The organism is Porphyromonas sp. COT-052 OH4946 (genome assembly GCF_000765965.1).
Lineage (GTDB): Bacteria > Bacteroidota > Bacteroidia > Bacteroidales > Porphyromonadaceae > Porphyromonas > Porphyromonas gulae.
Map to the genome: position 1 here is coordinate 226,506 of NZ_JQZY01000009.1, position 16,890 is coordinate 243,395.

The 16,890-nt window shown below is 47.6% G+C and carries 18 protein-coding genes and 1 tRNA gene; 3 read left to right on the forward strand and 16 right to left on the reverse strand.

Features of this window, described 5'->3' with window-relative positions:
- The 14 genes from HQ50_RS03290 to HQ50_RS03355 form a co-directional block, all read right to left on the reverse strand.
- Nucleotides 1-1,020 carry an electron transfer flavoprotein subunit alpha/FixB family protein gene (locus tag HQ50_RS03290; protein ID WP_039425807.1) on the reverse strand — a complete coding sequence of 340 codons (1,020 nt, stop codon included), beginning with the start codon at nt 1,018-1,020 and terminating at the stop codon, nt 1-3.
- 8 nt (nt 1,021-1,028) lie between these two features.
- The gene (locus HQ50_RS03295; RefSeq protein WP_018965602.1) at nt 1,029-1,895 is read right to left on the reverse strand and encodes an electron transfer flavoprotein subunit beta/FixA family protein; all 867 of its coding nucleotides are present in this window, start codon (nt 1,893-1,895) and stop codon (nt 1,029-1,031) included.
- 85 nt (nt 1,896-1,980) lie between these two features.
- Nucleotides 1,981-2,700, reverse strand: coding sequence for a tRNA (adenosine(37)-N6)-threonylcarbamoyltransferase complex dimerization subunit type 1 TsaB (gene tsaB, locus HQ50_RS03300; RefSeq protein WP_039425797.1), 720 nt, complete (start codon nt 2,698-2,700; stop codon nt 1,981-1,983).
- Nucleotides 2,701-2,932: 232 nt separating this feature from the next.
- On the reverse strand, nt 2,933-3,406 hold the full coding sequence (locus HQ50_RS03305; RefSeq protein WP_026292292.1) for a biopolymer transporter ExbD: 474 nt from the start codon (nt 3,404-3,406) through the stop codon (nt 2,933-2,935).
- A gap of 15 nt (nt 3,407-3,421) precedes the next feature.
- Nucleotides 3,422-4,036, reverse strand: a complete 615-nt coding sequence (locus tag HQ50_RS03310) for a biopolymer transporter ExbD (RefSeq protein ID WP_026292291.1) — start codon at nt 4,034-4,036, stop codon at nt 3,422-3,424.
- Nucleotides 4,037-4,072: 36 nt separating this feature from the next.
- Nucleotides 4,073-4,543 (reverse strand): hypothetical protein, encoded by a 471-nt coding sequence (locus tag HQ50_RS03315; protein WP_039428256.1) that lies wholly within the window; start codon nt 4,541-4,543, stop codon nt 4,073-4,075.
- Between the two features lie 8 nt (nt 4,544-4,551).
- Entirely contained in the window at nt 4,552-5,364 is an 813-nt protein-coding gene (locus tag HQ50_RS03320) for a MotA/TolQ/ExbB proton channel family protein (RefSeq protein WP_039428258.1), read from the reverse strand.
- A gap of 64 nt (nt 5,365-5,428) precedes the next feature.
- Nucleotides 5,429-5,516, reverse strand: a tRNA-Ser gene (locus HQ50_RS03325).
- Between the two features lie 193 nt (nt 5,517-5,709).
- Nucleotides 5,710-6,513, reverse strand: a complete 804-nt coding sequence (locus HQ50_RS03330; RefSeq protein WP_052074883.1) for a TatD family hydrolase — start codon at nt 6,511-6,513, stop codon at nt 5,710-5,712.
- A 79-nt stretch (nt 6,514-6,592) separates the two neighbouring features.
- Nucleotides 6,593-7,570: a polyprenyl synthetase family protein gene (locus tag HQ50_RS03335; RefSeq protein ID WP_039428259.1), complete on the reverse strand. Its 978-nt coding sequence runs from the start codon at nt 7,568-7,570 to the stop codon at nt 6,593-6,595.
- A gap of 165 nt (nt 7,571-7,735) precedes the next feature.
- Nucleotides 7,736-8,428 (reverse strand): energy transducer TonB, encoded by a 693-nt coding sequence (locus HQ50_RS03340; protein ID WP_039428260.1) that lies wholly within the window; start codon nt 8,426-8,428, stop codon nt 7,736-7,738.
- 345 nt (nt 8,429-8,773) lie between these two features.
- A complete protein-coding gene (locus HQ50_RS03345; protein WP_039428263.1) occupies nt 8,774-10,177 on the reverse strand; it encodes a C1 family peptidase in 1,404 nt (467 codons plus the stop codon).
- 50 nt (nt 10,178-10,227) lie between these two features.
- Nucleotides 10,228-12,558 (reverse strand): hypothetical protein, encoded by a 2,331-nt coding sequence (locus tag HQ50_RS03350; protein ID WP_039428265.1) that lies wholly within the window; start codon nt 12,556-12,558, stop codon nt 10,228-10,230.
- Nucleotides 12,546-13,130 (reverse strand): non-canonical purine NTP diphosphatase, encoded by a 585-nt coding sequence (locus HQ50_RS03355; RefSeq protein ID WP_039419066.1) that lies wholly within the window; start codon nt 13,128-13,130, stop codon nt 12,546-12,548. The genes HQ50_RS03350 and HQ50_RS03355 overlap by 13 nt, the downstream gene beginning before the upstream one ends.
- Before the next feature lie 70 nt (nt 13,131-13,200).
- Here HQ50_RS03355 and HQ50_RS03360 point away from each other — a divergent pair, with 70 nt between their 5' ends.
- Genes HQ50_RS03360 through HQ50_RS03370 form a run of 3 tightly spaced genes read left to right on the forward strand, consistent with a single transcriptional unit; the run spans nt 13,201 to nt 15,385 of the window.
- Nucleotides 13,201-13,581 carry an MmcQ/YjbR family DNA-binding protein gene (locus HQ50_RS03360; RefSeq protein WP_018965590.1) on the forward strand — a complete coding sequence of 127 codons (381 nt, stop codon included), beginning with the start codon at nt 13,201-13,203 and terminating at the stop codon, nt 13,579-13,581.
- Entirely contained in the window at nt 13,553-14,326 is a 774-nt protein-coding gene (locus HQ50_RS03365) for a biotin--[acetyl-CoA-carboxylase] ligase (RefSeq protein WP_052074884.1), read from the forward strand. Before HQ50_RS03360 ends, HQ50_RS03365 begins: the two co-directional genes overlap by 29 nt.
- A gap of 33 nt (nt 14,327-14,359) precedes the next feature.
- A complete protein-coding gene (locus HQ50_RS03370) occupies nt 14,360-15,385 on the forward strand; it encodes an acyltransferase (RefSeq protein WP_039419068.1) in 1,026 nt (341 codons plus the stop codon).
- A 36-nt stretch (nt 15,386-15,421) separates the two neighbouring features.
- Here the strand turns inward: HQ50_RS03370 and HQ50_RS03375 are convergent, their stop codons facing one another.
- Together HQ50_RS03375 and HQ50_RS03380 are read right to left on the reverse strand one after the other, a co-directional pair.
- On the reverse strand, nt 15,422-16,210 hold the full coding sequence (locus HQ50_RS03375; protein WP_039428266.1) for a DUF4296 domain-containing protein: 789 nt from the start codon (nt 16,208-16,210) through the stop codon (nt 15,422-15,424).
- Nucleotides 16,207-16,887, reverse strand: coding sequence for a lipoprotein signal peptidase (locus tag HQ50_RS03380; RefSeq protein ID WP_039428267.1), 681 nt, complete (start codon nt 16,885-16,887; stop codon nt 16,207-16,209). The genes HQ50_RS03375 and HQ50_RS03380 overlap by 4 nt, the downstream gene beginning before the upstream one ends.
- Between the last annotated feature and the right edge of the window lie 3 nt (nt 16,888-16,890).

A 16,890-nucleotide genomic window follows, 5' to 3' on the forward strand; every position in this document is an offset into this window, starting at 1 on the left:
TTACTTGCTGTTCTTCTTGTAATAAGTAATCATTTTGGGAATCACTTCTTCGATGGCTCCCGTAATCACGTAGTCGGCAATCGCATTGATAGGAGCATTCGGATCATTGTTGATGGCAATAATGATAGAGCTTTCCTGCATACCGGCGATGTGCTGGATTTGTCCGCTGATACCGCAAGCGATATAGAGCTTGGGACGAACGGTAATACCTGTCTGTCCGATTTGCATGTCATGATCGGCAAAACCGGCATCTACCGCTGCACGAGAAGCTCCGACTTCCCCACCCAATACGGATGCAAGATCATGTAAGAGGGCAAAATTTTCCTTGCTTCCCACTCCATAGCCACCGGCAACGACAATGGGTGATGCCTTGAGGTTGGATTTGCTTGCTTCTATATGACGCTCGATAATGCTTACAGCGAAGTCTTCGGCTTTGACATAATCAGCTACAGAATGACGAACAACTTCGCCTTTGTAATCCGCCGAAAGAATTTCTTTCTTCATTACACCTTCCCGTACTGTAGCCATCTGAGGACGGCAATCGGGATTGATGATAGTGGCTACGATATTTCCACCGAATGCGGGACGGATCTGATAGAGCAGGTTCTCGTAAACCTTTCCTTCTTTTTTATCTTCATGATCGCCTATTTCAAGGGAAGTACAGTCCGCTGTAAGACCGCTACCCAATGCGGATGAAACACGGGGGCCGAGGTCACGTCCAACGGAGGTGGCACCAAGCAAAGCGATTTGGGGTTTTTCCTCTTCGAAGAACTTCGTTACGATAGAAGTAAAAGGGAGTGTCATATAATGTTCCAAACGATCATCTTCGAACACATGCAGTTTGTCCACTCCGTAAGGAAATACCTGTTCGGCAACGCCATCGACACACTGGCCGATAGCAATGGCTTCCAGTTGGCAGCCTAAGGTAGAAGCCAATGAGCGGCCTTTGGTCAGCAATTCGAGGCTTACGTCTTGAACGGTGCCTGCCTCTATTTCGAGATATACAAAAAGATTGTTCATGATCTATCTTATCCGATTGTATGATTAGCAATAAGTTCCTGCATCAGGGCCTCGATCTCTCCATCTTCGGGGAGCATTCGTTTGGCCTCTTTGGCTTGGAACACAACACTCTCAATATGTTTCACCTTCGTGGGCGAACCTGACAGACCGCATTGAGAAAGGTCTGCCCCTACTTCCGCTGCACTCAACTCTACAATATGCAAGCCTGCACGTTTGTCTAAGAGAGCTTTGATTTCCTCTGTCGCATCTTTGGATTCGGAGGCTGTACGCGCATATTTATATCGTTGGAGCAACTTGGCATTGCGCGGACGACACGGAGCTGAGGAGCCGTTTACCGTTACGACCAAAGGCATTGAAGCGACAACGGTCTCTACACCACGCTCAAGACGGCGCTTGATTTCGATGCTCTTGGCGTCTACTTTCAGAATATCTTCAGCATAGGTCACTTGCGGAAGTCCGAGCTTCTCTGCCACCTGTGGTCCCACTTGGGCTGTATCGCCATCGATAGCCTGACGGCCGGAGATGATCAGATCGGGTGATCCGATATGGCGAATAGCTGTAGCAAGGGCATAGCTGGTAGCCAAAGTATCGGCACCGGCAAAAGCTCTGTCTGTAAGCAAGTAGCCACCATCGGCACCACGATACATGGCTTCGCGTATGATGTCTGCTGCACGAGGAGGTCCCATCGTGAGAATATGAACGGTCGTACCAGGCATGGCTTCCTTGACACGCAGAGCCTGTTCCAAAGCATTGAGGTCTTCGGGATTGAAGATAGCCGGCAAGACGGAACGATTTACGGTACCGTCGGCTTTCATGGCATCCTTACCCACATTACGGGTATCAGGCACCTGTTTAGCAAGAACGATAATCTTCATGAGTGTTTATTTTCGTTTTGAGTTTGAGTATTATCTAGTTTGATTGTAACCTTTCGCTATTCTGTATGATCTTTCTTGATAGGCTTTATAATGTTTCAGTAGTCGGGATTACTTTGTTTTTAGCTACGGTGGCCACAAACTCTTTCAAGTAGAAGGGCTGCCAATAGGCTACATCCTCATAAGCCGATGCCTCGATACGTAATAATGCCGGACGAAGCATATGTGAGGCGAGAGGATGGATGACCTCTTCCGTGAAATGAGCGTTAGGATGTGAAAGAATAGGACGACACTTTTCTGCTCCATCTCCGACGAATAGGATATTGCGCTGTTGGAGTTCTTGGGAAAAAGAGTTTTTATCTATCACCAGAGGCTGGGTATCGGTAAGTGCTTTGCCACTCGAGTCGAAAAGAGCCGTGTAAACCTCCATGCGTCTGGCATCGATCATTGGGCAAATCAACCAATCGGATTGAGATACTGGGCGCGCAGCCTCTGCTATCAACTCCAGAGTAGGAACAGAGACGAGGGGTATTCCCATGCCGAAGCATATTCCCTTGGCAATGGACGATCCTATGCGTAGGCCGGTGTAGGATCCCGGACCCGAACTTAGGGCCACTACGGAAGGCTTTACACCTAAGCCTGCTGCCTCTGTCAAAACCTCCTGTACGAATACACCGATATTAGCAGCGTGCGCATTCCCCACATGGCTAACCCGTTGTGAGATGATAGCACCTGTGGCAGCGACCGCCACTGAGCAAACACGCGTGGAGGTATCGATGAGGAGGAGGGGCGGATGGATATCTGTCATAAGCCTTTTTCTGTGCCAAAGTTATCCGCTTTTGCGTTACACAACAAATTTTCGGGCTGATTTTTGCACAAAAAACCCGTTTTCGTGTATTTTTTTGTTCGCCAGAGTCTGAAAAACATTCTTACACTTGCTAAGAAACTTTATGACAGAGAGGTAAAGAAAAAGGCTGTGTCGTAAGTTTCCTCACATGACACAGCCTTTTTATAAAGGTGTTTATTCTTCTACGAAGGTCCTATTTGGTATCCTTACGAGCCGAATAGTTGATATTCAAAGCATCAGCGCGGCGAAGCTCATATTTTACTTGTTCGAAGATATGCATCTTGGTATCTCTGTCTCCCTTGATGGATATCGTCATAAGTTTCTTGCGCTCATCTTTAATCTTGCTTTCCTCTTGCTTAACGTATGTGTACACAGCACCTGGATCCTGCGTAATCTGATCATTCAGCTGAATACAGGGCTTGGTTCCGTACATAGCCTGATAGGCCTCATTCGGTTTACCGATATATACGAATGTAACCAATGACTTTTCTTCGAGCTTTGTCAATTCAGTCGCTTTGGGGAGGTTGCTGTACGACACCTTGGGCGTCACCTCACGAATCGTCGTTACCATCATGATAAAGAAGAGGAACGCGAACACCAAGTCAGGTAGTGACGAGGTATTGAGTTCGGGCATCTCGCGCCCGCCGGACTTATTAAACTTTCCCATTTTGTTCCTTATTCTTTACTTGAGATTAGACAACGGCATTTCTGAAATGTGCAACGGATATGCTTCTAAAACAGCTTTCTGCTTGGAAGGAGTAAGCTCCTTGTATGGCTTGCGGAAATGCTTCTGCGCAAATTCGTCCCATACCTCATTATATGCAGCAATGAGTTCGTTTTGTACACTGATGTACATCTGATAGCTAGTTTCAATCTGGTTTTTGATTGAAATAGCATAAGATGAAGTAACCAGCTCCATTGTTCCAAGTCCTGTCACTTCGCGCATTTCCTTTTCAGGAAGATCGGCACGGTTAGAAGGGTTGGCAATGAACTCTTTGGTAATCCGTCTTAAATCATTCAGCTTTACGGGGATAATCTGATCCTGTGATCCCGTAGCTCCCTTTTTCAACAATATGATCTCGTCATTCTTATTGACCAATATACGCATGATATTGCGATCATTGATCTCGATGTCGGGTTGTTTTTCTTTGTTGGGAGAGAGCGGTGGCAAACGACGAGTAAGCCCCATATCCGTATCCATTGATGTGGTAATCAAAAAGAAGATAAGCAACATAAAAGCGATATCGGCCGATGATGATCCGTTAATGCCGGGCGTTTTTCTTTTCTTTCTTGCCATAGAGCTTTCTGTTTTCTTTTATAATTGATTACACGATCAACGCTTCAGTGACTTGCGGGCTGCACCCCAAATTGTTGCCAAAATTACAAGAATACCTAAGGTGTAGATGGCGTAAAGCCACATATCCGTAACCTTCAACCAACCCGGTGTGTTGTATTGGGCAGAATCTGCATTGAGGCTGGTCATAGCCTCAGTACTACCCGCTGCATAGCCGATAAGCAACACGACAACCAAGAGAATGAAAGATACAAGTGACATCATAGCTCTCTTGGGGTTGTTCTTGAAGCCCTTGGCAAAAGAGCCAAAGGAAAAGAACAAAGTGGCCAATACGGCAGCCCCGAATAGAATATATGACCAAGTAAGTAGCATGCCGGTCTGGTGATAGATCGTCCTCTCTCCCTCCACGTGATTTCCTCCGAAGAAGAATGCCAAAACAACGATAACGCTGATGGTCACAATGGAAATGAGAGTCCAGCTGGATACTTTTCTTATTTTAGTAACAGCCATATCTGTTATTATTTTTTGAATTTCACGTTGTACTTGATGATGGAGTCGAGCAATGTGATAGATGCATCTTCCATCTTGTTGAGGATAGTTTCTACCTTAGAAAGGATATAGTTGTAGAATACTTGAAGGATCAAAGCTACGATAAGACCACCGATAGTAGTGATCAAAGCCACTTTCATACCACCGGCTACAACCGTCGGGCTGATATCACCTACGCGCTCGATCTTGTCGAATGCCATCACCATACCTACTACCGTACCCAAGAATCCAAGTGAAGGAGCCATGGCGATAAAGAGAGTAATCCAAGAGAGATTCTTTTCGAGCAAACCACTCTGAACACCACCATAAGAAACGATAGAGCGTTCTACAATATCTACTCCCTGATCGATACGCATCAGACCTTGGTAAGCGATTGATGCTACAGGACCGCGAGTATCACGAGCAATCGTCTTGGCTCCTTCTACATCACCGCGCTCAAGAGCTTTGTCAATATCAGCAAGCAGTTTTTCGTTGTTGGTATCAGCCAAATTCAGATAGATGATACGCTCAAGGCAAATAGCCAAACCAAGAATAAGAGCAATTGCTACAGTGGACATAAACTCGGGGCCACCTTCGATAAATTTTTTCTTCAATGCTTGGTGGAAAGAAGCTTCTTCAGCTGCAGGGAGTGTTTCAACTGCAGGAGCTTCCTCTTCTACTGCAGTAGTCTCTATAGCTGCTGAAGTGACCGAATCAGCTGCTGCATCTTGAGCGAAAGCTTGAGTCATGAAGCCTACTGACATAAAGGCCACACATGCAATTGTTGCAAATAACTTTTTCATCGCGAGTCTTTGTTTAGATTAGTACTTTTCGTTTTTATTGTTTGTTACTTATTGATCTTCTGTGCGGAGAGAGCGGGATTCGAACCCGCGAAACGCTTTCGGCGTTTACACACTTTCCAGGCGTGCCTCTTCAACCACTCGAGCACCTCTCCTTGTCATTCCAGCAAAAACTCCCTCCCCATGAACTTGGGCGTGGCTATAGCCTTATGCATCAGCCTCATAACCTCGAATTATGGGTGGGAGGATTATCGATCACTACAATGTAGTTATCGGATTCATCCGCAAATCTATGTTTTTTTCGTCATTCTATCCCTATTTTGGCGCACATTTTTTCTGTCAGAACGTTTAGCCCTGTTTTATTATTTTCTCTTTCACAAGCTCTAAGCCCAAGAAACTGCATGTGTTCCGAGTAGTCTTCTTTGCCAAATACTCAGGATCTAGTCCGAGGACATGGGCAATAAATGTAGCAGTATGCGCCAGGTAGGCCGGCTCATTGCGTCGACCTCTTTTGGGTACAGGTGCTAAGTACGGAGAGTCAGTTTCAAGTAGAAGACGATCTAGCGGGATCTGAGGCAATAGGGTGGGGAGGACGTTTTTTTTGAATGTTATAGTTCCATTGATGCCTATATAAAAATGTGGATATGATAGAGCTCGTTGGAGGTTTGCCTCGTCTCCTGAGAAGCTGTGAAAAACACCTCGAATCTTATCGGATGGGAACTTCTCCAAACACGCAAACACGACATCCCATGCTTCCCGGGAGTGAATAATGATCGGCAAGTCATAGAGCATACTCCATTCTATCTGCGTCAGGAAAGCTTCTGTCTGCTCTGCTTGGAATGTTTTGTCCCAATACAAATCAATCCCGATTTCTCCTATAGCCACAAACCGACGCTTGTCCAATTCTTGTCGGATGCGGGCGAGTTGCTCCCTGTAATCCTCCCGAACAGAAGTCGGATGTAGTCCCATCGCTTCGGATACGTAAGTGGGATACAGGGCGAGTATCCGCTGCATACGGGGAATGCTTTCCACATCGATATTTGGCATGACGAGATGGACTACGCCCGCTTCTTTCGCAGATAGAATTACTTGCTCAATATCATCATCGAACTGCGACTCATATACATGAGTATGGGTATCTATGAGCATCATAGGCCGAGGCCTAATTTTGTTTTAGGTGTGTCTCCTTCACAAAATCAGACTCATGTATTAAATGATTTGGGGGGATTTCTCATGATTTTCTACTACGAAGGGTGCTAATCAGTTCTCGCAACGGCTTTGTTTTGCTGTCATCGAGTCCGAGTTCATCCAAAGCCTTTTCGGCTAAGCCATTGTGATAGTCTATCAGATCTTCCACTATCGGACGAATCCCCAGGCGATTATAAGTACCTGTTACGGCTCTGATCTTTTCTTCGCGTTGTGAATCCGACATTAAAAGAGCTTCTTTGAGACGATTCAGTTCTTCGTCTTGTGCCATCTTAAGGGCTTTGATCAGAAGCATGGTTTTCTTGTTGCAGGCTATGTCATCACCGATTTTCTTCCCCAGAATAATCGGATCCCCATATACGTCGAGAAGATCGTCCTCCAATTGGAACGACAGTCCGATATGTATGCCATAGCGGTAGAGAATATCTGCTTTTTCGATCGAGGCCCTACCTGCTATCGCCCCCATCTTCAGCGCTGTGGCCAAAAGGACTGCAGTCTTCAGTCGAATCATCTCCAAGTATTCGTCTTCTGTTACAAAGTCACGCCGTTCGAACTCCATGTCGTATTGCTGTCCTTGGCAAATTTCTATAGCCATCCTGTTGAATAGGGGTAACAGAATCGGCAGTAGCACACTATCTACTTTTGCTAAATGCTCATAGGCGGCAATAGTCATGGCGTCTCCGGATAGAATGGCCGTATTTTCACCCCACCGATGGTGTACTGTTTCTTTGCCTCTTCTCATAGAGGATTTATCCATGAGATCGTCATGTAGCAGGGTGAAGTTATGATATGTTTCGATGGCCATAGCTACTTCAAGTGCCGGTTTATAATCTCCGCCGAACATTTCGCAGGCAATACATGCAAGTGTTGGGCGTACACGTTTGCCTCCAAGTTTCAAAATATATGATATTGGTTGGAATAGCCCGTCAGGTTTTCTCTGATCGTATGGTTGTGATGCTATCTCCTGTTCTATTATTTCTCTAAGGTCTTCGAATGTATGCATAGGGCAATAGGTTGGTTTAATAGGAAAAAACTAAAAATAAAAAAGACTTCCTGTCCAAGATCAAGGACAGGGAGCCTTTTGTATTCTCTAATAAGAGATTGAGCTATAGGGATAAAAGCTCACGTTAATGTCTTTTTCGCTCGAGCACAGATCCCGCAAGCCTGCTTATTGCAGCTTGAACTGAACAGGTTGGGTGCAGCGTACACGCACTGCTCTTCCTTGCTGCATACCGGGCTTCCATTTGGGCATCGCCTGTATCACGCGGAGAGCTTCTTTGTCAAGAGCGGGGTCAATACCTTTAACCACAGTTGCCTGGGTTACAGATCCATCTTTTTCGACTACAAAGCGAACGATCACTTTGCCCTGAACACCCATCTCGGCAGCTTGCTCCGGATAGACCAAATTCTTACTAAGCCATTTAGAGAGAGCTGTATAACCACCCGGAAACTCTGCCGGACTTTCTACTACCTCGTGGATTTTGTCTTCTTCTTCTTCAACCTTTACAGGGGCAACTTGCGTAGGCGGAGGCAAAGGCTTGCTTTCATCGACAGAAACCAAAGCAATTTTCTCTACTTTCTGTGTATTGTCCACTACTTTGAATTCTTCAGGCAGCTGCACTTCCTGTTGTTGTGGCTGTTCCGGTTCCGGTTGTTCGGGCTCCGGTTCATTTTCTTCCAGCAGGATGGTTTCCTCCATGTCTGCAATATCCACTTTATCACGTGTATAAGTCTCTATCTTATCGTAGGTACGATATTCCAAAGCAACATACACGATCGCGAGTGCTACGACAAGGCCCAAAAGGAAATTTAAGCCTTTTCCTTTTTCCAAGTCGGCCTTAGGCGATTTTTTGATTTCCATATTCGATAGTATTGTTTTTGATTTCTTGCTTTGGGGCAAAAATACAAAGTTTTTTTATCCCCGATTCGTTTTGAGAGAAAAAATCAGGGCAATCGCATCAAAATAGAGTTATCTTCGGGTTATGGATGTACAAGGTTATTTTTCTAAGGTAGAAGATCCACGTGTAGTGGGTCGTTGCAAGCATAAGTTAAGCGATATTCTAGTTAGTCGTCCCTTAAAGAACGTTTTTAAGGGACGACTACTTAATCGTAAACAGTGGATAAACAAATCCCTCAGCAGGTCGGCCTTGCTGAGGGATTTGTTTTAATTGTCCTAAGGACAGGAATGCTTTTGTAGGGGGAGAGCTTATTGCTCGGGGGCAAACATGGGATCCCATGCGGGCAGACGTATGGGCGTGGTCTTCAGGATGTCGAGCACCTTGGCCGGTACGTACCTCTTGTTTACAACCAAACGGAATGTATAGGCATCGAACCATTCATCGGTGATGATCAGGTGACCCTGTGCACCGTTGTTGGCTCCCCAACTGTTCTCTACCATCCATTTGGTGGGCTTACCGGTTGCGTCCAAATCCACAGCCATAAGTGTCATGGCATGCGTAGAACCGCTATCGAATGTCTGTATGCGTTCCTTCTTGTTGAGCGTGAACTCTTCGCCGAGCAGTGAGGCATAGTCGTTATTGTCCATAGCCAATATGCCACGAGTACGATCCAACTCCTTGCCAACATCGCAAGAGTAGTACATCATGGTACTGTCTTTGATGGATGCGATAGCCATCTGCTTGAGGTCTTCCATCGGTACATTCACGTATGTCCAGTTCTTGCCGTCGTAGTTGTGGCGGTCGTAGTCGATCTCAAAGAGTTTGTAGTAAGGGCGGCTGGGATCGTTCATGACCATGACGTAATCCTCGCGCATATCTTCATGCACAAACTGCTTGAAGAAGCTCTGCGGTGTGTATTTCTGTGTAGAGATCACCTTGCCGGATGCATCGCGCATGCTCCATGTAAACTCCGTGGGAGGCTCCCCGAGGTTCATGACGAGCAGACGATAGACACGCTTGAGAATGTCTTTCTTCTGTGCTTCCAGCTTCGCCTCACCGGCTCCCTTTTCGGCAGCCTGACGCAAGCGCATACCACCTTGGCGCAGTACTTTGGAGAGGATGCGGTTGAGGGATGTGGTATTGTTGCTATTGCGAGTCTCGGGCATCACCTCGGCAGGTACGAGACCGTACTTCATCAGATTCTCCGATACACCGGTGTATTGTCCGCCGTCGCCAATCGGATTTTTGAAGAGCCATTCCACCATTTTGTCGTCAATCGGTTTGTTTCTGGTGTCGATGATCCCTTGCAAGAAGAGGTTGGATTTCTCCAATTGATCCCAAAAGAACGAATAGTTGTGGGAGAAGAAGAAAGAATCCATATTGTTGTCCGTTATCATCCTTGATCGCAGGACATTCATGCCGGTGAAGAGCCAGCAACGGCCACTTTGGTGCTGATCGGATATGCCTTTGCTTTGGACACGATGGCTAAACTGAGCATCGGGAAAATCCGTCTTGGCACTGTTTGTAAAGGTCATACCGTTAGCTATGACAGCATTGCGCAAAGCTCTATCGGCCGGTGTGCCGGCATAAGATGAGCGGATCTCTTCGAGCACTTTGGGTGTGAGAGCTCCTTTTGCATTCTGAGCCTGCATCGATCCTGCTACGGAAGCAGCAGCAAACGCAAGCGATGCAACAAAAATCTTTTTGTTCATTACCTATTAGTTTGGATTAAAATGTTGTTTGCGAGAGAAAAGGCTGTGTGTCAGCGAATCACTGCGAAGCGAATTAGTTTGGACTTTTTCGATGCCGGATCGTACACTGCAACGGCATATACGCCCGAAGCTACCCTATTGCCATCGGCACCTCGAGCATTCCATTTGACTTCGGTGGTTACGCTCTCAGTCTGGTATAGCAGTCTGCCGGTGGTATCGGTGATTTTGACACTACAGCCGGCTTGCAGTCCGGCAATGGTGACGCCATCGGGATATTCCGGTCTTAGCGGATTGGGGTATACATAGACGCCGTCCAGTTCGGAAGCTGATCCACTCCCCGTACCTGTTTGGAAGGTCATCAGTCCGTCCGCCGTGCCGATGTACAGCAGTCCGTTATCGTCATTCAGGGCGATAGAGAGGATATTGTTAGAAAGCAAAGGACTGTTTTCTACGGTATATTGTGCCAGGATCTTGCTGCAGTCTTCCGAAAGTAGATAGAGTCCAGTCCCTTGGGTGGCAACCCATTTGTGGTTGAGTTTGTCCACAACGATGTCCGTCACCGTCACCTTGTCCAGGACATAGTACAAATTGGGTTCTTCTCCTCCGACCGGTCGAACAGCGATAGGGGTAGAATTCGAAGATAAGGCTCCGGCTGCATTGTAGACGCCGAAAATACCTATATCCGATCCCATCCAGACAGAGCCGTTATGATCGACGGCCATTGCATAGATGGTCTTATGTCCTATGGCAGCCCCGAGGCGATTGACAAACTGCTCGACGTAAAGATGGCTGTCGTCCGAAGTCGTTTCCGGCGTACCCCGATCGTTGAAGATGAGGACACCTTTGCGCGTGGATCCGCCACTGCGGTGGAGGATGTTTACCCATTTGTCTCCGTTGGGAAGGATAATCATATTGCCGAATGAGGCCAAATTGGCTACATCCGGATAGCTGAAAGAATGCCACGTGCTACTCTGCGGATCGTACATGAAGATGTTCTTGCCTACGGCACCGAGTGTCCCCCAGAGGTTGCCCTTGTTGTCGAAGGCAATCGCTTTCACACGGGCATCTCCGGGATTACATTCTGCGATAGCGGTTTCGTTTCCCGAATAGCGAGCTATCACTTTGCCATCCTTGAATTCGAACAGACCGTTTCCCCATGTACCGACAAAAAAGTGATCGAGATCTCCGCTGGAAACAGCTATATCGACGGCATCATTGAAATTGAATCCGCCACCCAACTGCTCCTGTACGGTCTCCTTGTCGAAGTTGGTCCATCGGTTGCCGTCGTATAACTTCACCATACCGGCATGTCCCATCAGGTTCGTCCCCCATAGTCCGCTAGCCGCGTACAGGCGTCCATGACGAAACCGCATCTCGTAGAAGTCATTGTCCCCCGGTCCGTCGAATGTTACAGGCATAGCTTCGGCTGTGCTTCCTTCTGTGAGAAGAAGTGAAGCCAAGCCTTCTTCTCCCAATGCTATGTATGCCGTATTGCTTTCGCCCATGGCACCGACACCCAGGACGTTGGCTATAGGAAATTGTGTCGTTTTACGACCTTTTTCTATGAAATAAATCCGATTTTCAGCAGAGACGAACAGACCGCGATCCGTCACATGCAGTCGCGAGTTGGCAGAGGAGGAGAGCAATAGCTCCGGCTCTAACGACTGGTTTGCAGCGACATATACTCGGCCATCGGCAAACAGGAAACAGATGTCTTCCCCGACAATACCCAAACCGGTGACCGAAGCCATCGGCAAATCCAAAGACAGGGCTGTCCATGCGGCCGGATCTTGCAGGTTATCGGTCTCCTTTCCGATGAAGAGTTGCCCTTCTTTCAGCATCAGCAAGCGATCATTGTCCAGCTTAGCCACATCGGTGACCTTAGTTCCCTTGGCGTAGGTAGCCGGTATGCGAGCCTCGGCGACATCCAGAACGGAGAGGCCGAATCCTCCTGCCAAATAAGCCCTGTTGCCTACGATCAAAAGGCGATTGAGCGTTTTGTCTATCAGATCGATATTGTCTTTCAGTGCAGGTATGTTGGTCACACGGCCTGCTTCGTCCATGATGTCGATATTGCCCGATGCATAGTATATGACCAAGGATCTCAGCTGCTCGGAGTAGGCTATGCTGCTCACCGATGTGTCACTGAGTCCGCTGATACGGTCGAAGATCTTTACCTCATGGGGAGCTTCTTTGCCCACCGAGTAAAGTACTCCGTTGGCTACGGCAAAGACTTTCTTGGGCGTTTCTACGGCTTTTTCTGTCTTGTGGATAGCCAAGAGGGTATTCCAAATGCCTTCCTCTTGGGCTTGGAGAGAAAAAGAGGTGAATAATAAGCAGGCGAAAAGGGCCTGCAAGAAGCTGAACCTTATTTTGCACATAATAAAAAGTCGCGGAGCTGTGCCACTGCCAAAGCACGATGGCTGATTTGATTTTTGGTTTCTTCTCCCATTTCTGCAAAGCTGAGCGTGTGTCCCTCCGGGATGAAAATGGGGTCATAGCCGAAGCCACCCGATCCTCGGCGTTCGGATGCTATGGTGCCATCGATCTTACCTTCGAAAAAGTGTTTTCCATGATCATCGATCAGGACGATCACCGTACGGAAGCATGCTTTTCTGGGATGTGGTACACTGCTCAATGCTTCGAGTAGTTTCCTTACATTGGCATCGGCATTGGTCGGTTCTCCTGCGTACCGTGCAGAGTGCACGCCGGGTGCTCCGTCGAGAGCTTCTACTTCCAATCCCGTATCGTCGGCAAAGCAAGGTAAACCATATCGTTTGTGAACAAATTCTGCTTTGAGCAAAGCATTTCCCTGTAGTGTGTCGGCCGTTTCGGGAATATCCTCCCGACAACCTATTTCATCCAATCCGACAATCTCCACCTTTCCCTCAAGAATATGACGAATCTCGTTGAGCTTATGTGGATTGTTTGTGGCAAAAATGAGTTTTTCCATTATTTTTGTTAGACCGTGCCCCAAGCAAAAGTGGAGCGAAATTCATAACGTAGCAAAAATAAAATAATATATGGACATAGAGCAAGCTCGAGAGCTATGCTTGTCGCTGCCGCAGGTGGAGGAGAGTTTCCCGTTCGATGATGTTACGTTGGTTATGAAAGTAGCCGGCAAAATGTTCGCTCTGTTACCCCTTGATTCCGAAAAGAAAATCATCGCGCTCAAATGCGATCCCGATAAGTCCGAACATTTGAGGATGCACTATGAGGGTATCATGGGGGCTTTCCATATGAACAAACGGCATTGGAACAGCGTAGCTTTGGATTCGGATGTCCCTGCCGATCTGATTGCACGGCTCATCCGGCATTCGTATGCTCTGGTCGTATCCAAACTGCCCAAATACATTCGCACACAACCGCCTTTCGATGGAGTCCAAGAAGAACAGCTGGTCTGAAGAGTATCTGATCCATCTGCCCGAAACGGCCAGCACCAACTCCTATCTGTCCGATCTTTTGGTGCAGGATCCCGACCTGCCTGCGTGGACGGTGGTCATGACAGACAATCAGACTGCGGGACGAGGACAGCAGGGTAATAGCTGGTTCGCTTCTCCGGGCTTGAACCTGACCTTTTCCGTTCTGCTGAGGCCGACCATGGTCCATGCACAGCAGCAATTCGATCTCTCCCGACTGTGTGCGCTCTCCGCACTCCATACACTCGCCGACATACTTCCCTCTGCCGAGATGCTCAGCATCAAATGGCCGAACGATATATACTATGGAGACAGGAAAATAGCAGGCATACTGATCGAACATAGCCTGACGGGCAGCAGTCTCGACTACAGTATTTTGGGAGTCGGTCTCAATATCAACGAAAGCGACTATCCGAGCTATCTCCCCAATCCTACATCGGTTCGGATCATTCTGGGGCATCCGGTAGATCGTATGGAGATATTCCGCTCTTTCGTGCAGGAGATGCGTTTGCTCTACAGGCACATTGAGGAGCATACTGCCGACCGGCTTCACTCTCGTTATATGCAGTGTCTTTACAGGAGGGTAGGGTACCACCCCTTCCAAGACAAGGAAGGGCGTTTCGATGCCATGATTGCCGATGTATTGGCTTCGGGAGAGCTGTTATTGGTGCGTGCCGATGGCCGAAAGTCCTCATATGCTTTCAAAGAAATTGCCTATATCCTTTGTTGATTAGATTTCCCATTACCTGTTTCTGACTTCCTTATGAGAAAATCCGATCGTCTCGACATACTCTTTCTCCAACTCGTAGCTGTTACCTCTCTCGTGTTGTGCCATGCAGCTCCTCGCCAGCTGGACAACTTACCGTCGTGGTTCCCTTTCTACATAGAGCATTTCTATATGAGAGTTCCCCTCTTCTTTTTTATTTCCGGTTTTCTGTGGGCTTTGGGAGAAAGAAAGAGGGTCGGGAAAACCGCTTTTCAGGTGATCAGAAAAAAAGCCAAGCGTCTGCTCCTTCCATACTTCTTCATGGGGACGGTGGCGTTCCTGCCTAAAGTCCTACTGAGTGCCTACACATACCATCCGATGGAGGCCTCCCTCTCCGGATATGTCAGCAGCTTTCTTTTTCCGGCAACGAATGCTATTCGCTTTCTGTGGTTTTTGCCCTGCTTGTTCAGTCTCTTTTGCCTGATTGTTTTTTATCCTCGGAAGTGGATGGAGGGCCCGAAGATTTTCGGGGCTTACCTCATCGCCTGCCTTCTGTATATAATCACCGAATACGTCCCTGTGGCATTCGAGGATGATCCTTTCTGTATTATAGCAGCCCTTAACAATCTTCACTACTTTGTCCTGGGTATGGTGCTATACCGCTATTCCGATCATATAGTTTCCCGATGGGTATCGGTAATTCTGCTTATCGCCTTCCATGTGGTACTTTTCTCTCGTTTCTTTATGCCCGAGCAGTCGTCGTTCTTGGGGGTGTTGAACTGGACATATTATACCCTCTTCATCGTTGTACTTTATGGTGTATCGGTAAAAATCGGAGACAAGGTGATGCCCGCTCCATTGCTTCACGGTATAGGGTTGTACAGCTATCCCATATTCATTTTTTCCTGGTTCGTTCTGGTCGCATTGAGAATAGTCCTTTATGACCGCTATGAGCTGAACACCATGATGATCAATGGAGCCATTGCAGTCAGTTTCATAGCCGGTTTGTTCATACCACTCTACCTGTCCAAGTTCTTGGACAGGAAGCTTCCGGTTTCACTGAAGCCGTTGGTCGGATTGTAAGCAGACGCAGAGGAACTGCGCCAGAAGGAAAGAAAGCTAGTGTTCGAACTTGCGAAGGGAAAAACTGTCGATAACGAACGGACTTGACGACATGATTCCCGTCGAATCGGGGAGACCTCGCAAATAGCCGTAGACACGGCTCACGCTTGCAGAGTCCGGCACCGAAGTCGTCAGCATGTTTATCCCCGGATTCACAGGTCGGCTGACCGTAAGGATGGTATTGTCGGTGCAAACCAATTGGAGGTACATCTCCATCGTTGCATTAGGACGAAGCTGTAGACCTCTCAGCCTCGTAACAAATTCCAATCGGGTGCCTCCGTTATAAGCTGTACCTGGTGTGATGACGAAAGACCTGTTCAGGAATGGTATATCCGGTCGGTAGAAGCAGGCACTATCTCCGGCCAGCATATTGATCGAATCCAACTCGTAGAAGGAACCATCGAGCATAGCCATCCCTTTCTTCTCACGCTCCATCGTAATCTGCTTGTCCAGATCGATTCGCTGCTTTTCCAGTTCGTCCCGAACGCTTTGGCAGATGGTGATATATTCTTCCAAATCATGGCGGCCATACCATATCAGCGTGCTGTCGTAATCCCTGCGAGTGGTGCCGTACTTGGCAAACAGATTGGTGTAAACGGCTTCACGAACGCTGTCGGTCAAGGTCGGATCATATATATTGGCGAAGTAACCATCAGCCACATAAAGCTCGACCATCAGATCTCTCAATCGCTTTTTGGGGATCTTTTTATAGTCGTTTCGGCTACAGCCTCCCAGTAGTGCAAGGGAGGCCAAGCCGACAATCAATATGACGTGCAAACGTCTCATTCGCTTTTGGTTGGCTCGGAATCGTCAGTGGCACCGTCAGCTCGCGTCTTTTTCCCATCGAGTAGGACGCTCAACGTACGCGGATAACACGCCAGCAGCAGTATCAACCCGACGGAAATGCAGGAATCGGCAAAGTTGAAGACCGGATGGAAAAAGACAAAATCTTCGCCACCCCAGAAAGGAAGCCACGAAGGAAAGACTCCCTCTATCAAAGGGAAGTAAAACATATCCACTACTCGACCGTGAAACCACGTCTCATAGCCACCTCCTGAAGGAAATAGCTGTGCAATCTGGCCGTGGCTGTCGGAAAAGATGACTCCATAGAAAATAGAATCGATAATATTCCCGATACCGCCGGCGATGATCAGAGACAAACAAGAGAGAAATGCGAGTGTATGCTCTCGCTTTCGTACCAATTTGGCTAATAAATAGATACAAAAGCCCATGGCAACGATGCGAAAGAGACTCAGGAAGAGTTTGCTCCCCAACTCTATTCCGAAAGCCATCCCCGGGTTTTCGACGAAATGAATCAGAAACCACGGGGCGACAACGTGCGACTGCCCCAGTACCATAGTCGTCTTCACCCATATCTTGATCACCTGATCTACGACCAGAAGCAAGACAATGAGAGCTGCGACTACTTTTCCCTGAGACAGACGGGAGAGAAAAGAAGCCATCTA

Excerpts from the sequence above, each read along its gene's own strand:
- HQ50_RS03290 (WP_039425807.1), bottom strand. The coding sequence starts at position 1,020 with ATGAACAATCTTTTTGTATATCTCGAAATAGAGGCAGGCACCGTTCAA.
- HQ50_RS03295 (WP_018965602.1), bottom strand. The coding sequence starts at position 1,895 with ATGAAGATTATCGTTCTTGCTAAACAGGTGCCTGATACCCGTAATGTG.
- tsaB (WP_039425797.1), bottom strand. The coding sequence starts at position 2,700 with ATGACAGATATCCATCCGCCCCTCCTCCTCATCGATACCTCCACGCGT.
- HQ50_RS03305 (WP_026292292.1), bottom strand. The coding sequence starts at position 3,406 with ATGGGAAAGTTTAATAAGTCCGGCGGGCGCGAGATGCCCGAACTCAAT.
- HQ50_RS03310 (WP_026292291.1), bottom strand. The coding sequence starts at position 4,036 with ATGGCAAGAAAGAAAAGAAAAACGCCCGGCATTAACGGATCATCATCG.
- HQ50_RS03315 (WP_039428256.1), bottom strand. The coding sequence starts at position 4,543 with ATGGCTGTTACTAAAATAAGAAAAGTATCCAGCTGGACTCTCATTTCC.
- HQ50_RS03320 (WP_039428258.1), bottom strand. The coding sequence starts at position 5,364 with ATGAAAAAGTTATTTGCAACAATTGCATGTGTGGCCTTTATGTCAGTA.
- HQ50_RS03330 (WP_052074883.1), bottom strand. The coding sequence starts at position 6,513 with ATGATGCTCATAGATACCCATACTCATGTATATGAGTCGCAGTTCGAT.
- HQ50_RS03335 (WP_039428259.1), bottom strand. The coding sequence starts at position 7,570 with ATGCATACATTCGAAGACCTTAGAGAAATAATAGAACAGGAGATAGCA.
- HQ50_RS03340 (WP_039428260.1), bottom strand. The coding sequence starts at position 8,428 with ATGGAAATCAAAAAATCGCCTAAGGCCGACTTGGAAAAAGGAAAAGGC.
- HQ50_RS03345 (WP_039428263.1), bottom strand. The coding sequence starts at position 10,177 with ATGAACAAAAAGATTTTTGTTGCATCGCTTGCGTTTGCTGCTGCTTCC.
- HQ50_RS03350 (WP_039428265.1), bottom strand. The coding sequence starts at position 12,558 with ATGTGCAAAATAAGGTTCAGCTTCTTGCAGGCCCTTTTCGCCTGCTTA.
- HQ50_RS03355 (WP_039419066.1), bottom strand. The coding sequence starts at position 13,130 with ATGGAAAAACTCATTTTTGCCACAAACAATCCACATAAGCTCAACGAG.
- HQ50_RS03360 (WP_018965590.1), top strand. The coding sequence starts at position 13,201 with ATGGACATAGAGCAAGCTCGAGAGCTATGCTTGTCGCTGCCGCAGGTG.
- HQ50_RS03365 (WP_052074884.1), top strand. The coding sequence starts at position 13,553 with ATGGAGTCCAAGAAGAACAGCTGGTCTGAAGAGTATCTGATCCATCTG.
- HQ50_RS03370 (WP_039419068.1), top strand. The coding sequence starts at position 14,360 with ATGAGAAAATCCGATCGTCTCGACATACTCTTTCTCCAACTCGTAGCT.
- HQ50_RS03375 (WP_039428266.1), bottom strand. The coding sequence starts at position 16,210 with ATGAGACGTTTGCACGTCATATTGATTGTCGGCTTGGCCTCCCTTGCA.
- HQ50_RS03380 (WP_039428267.1), bottom strand. The coding sequence starts at position 16,887 with ATGGCTTCTTTTCTCTCCCGTCTGTCTCAGGGAAAAGTAGTCGCAGCT.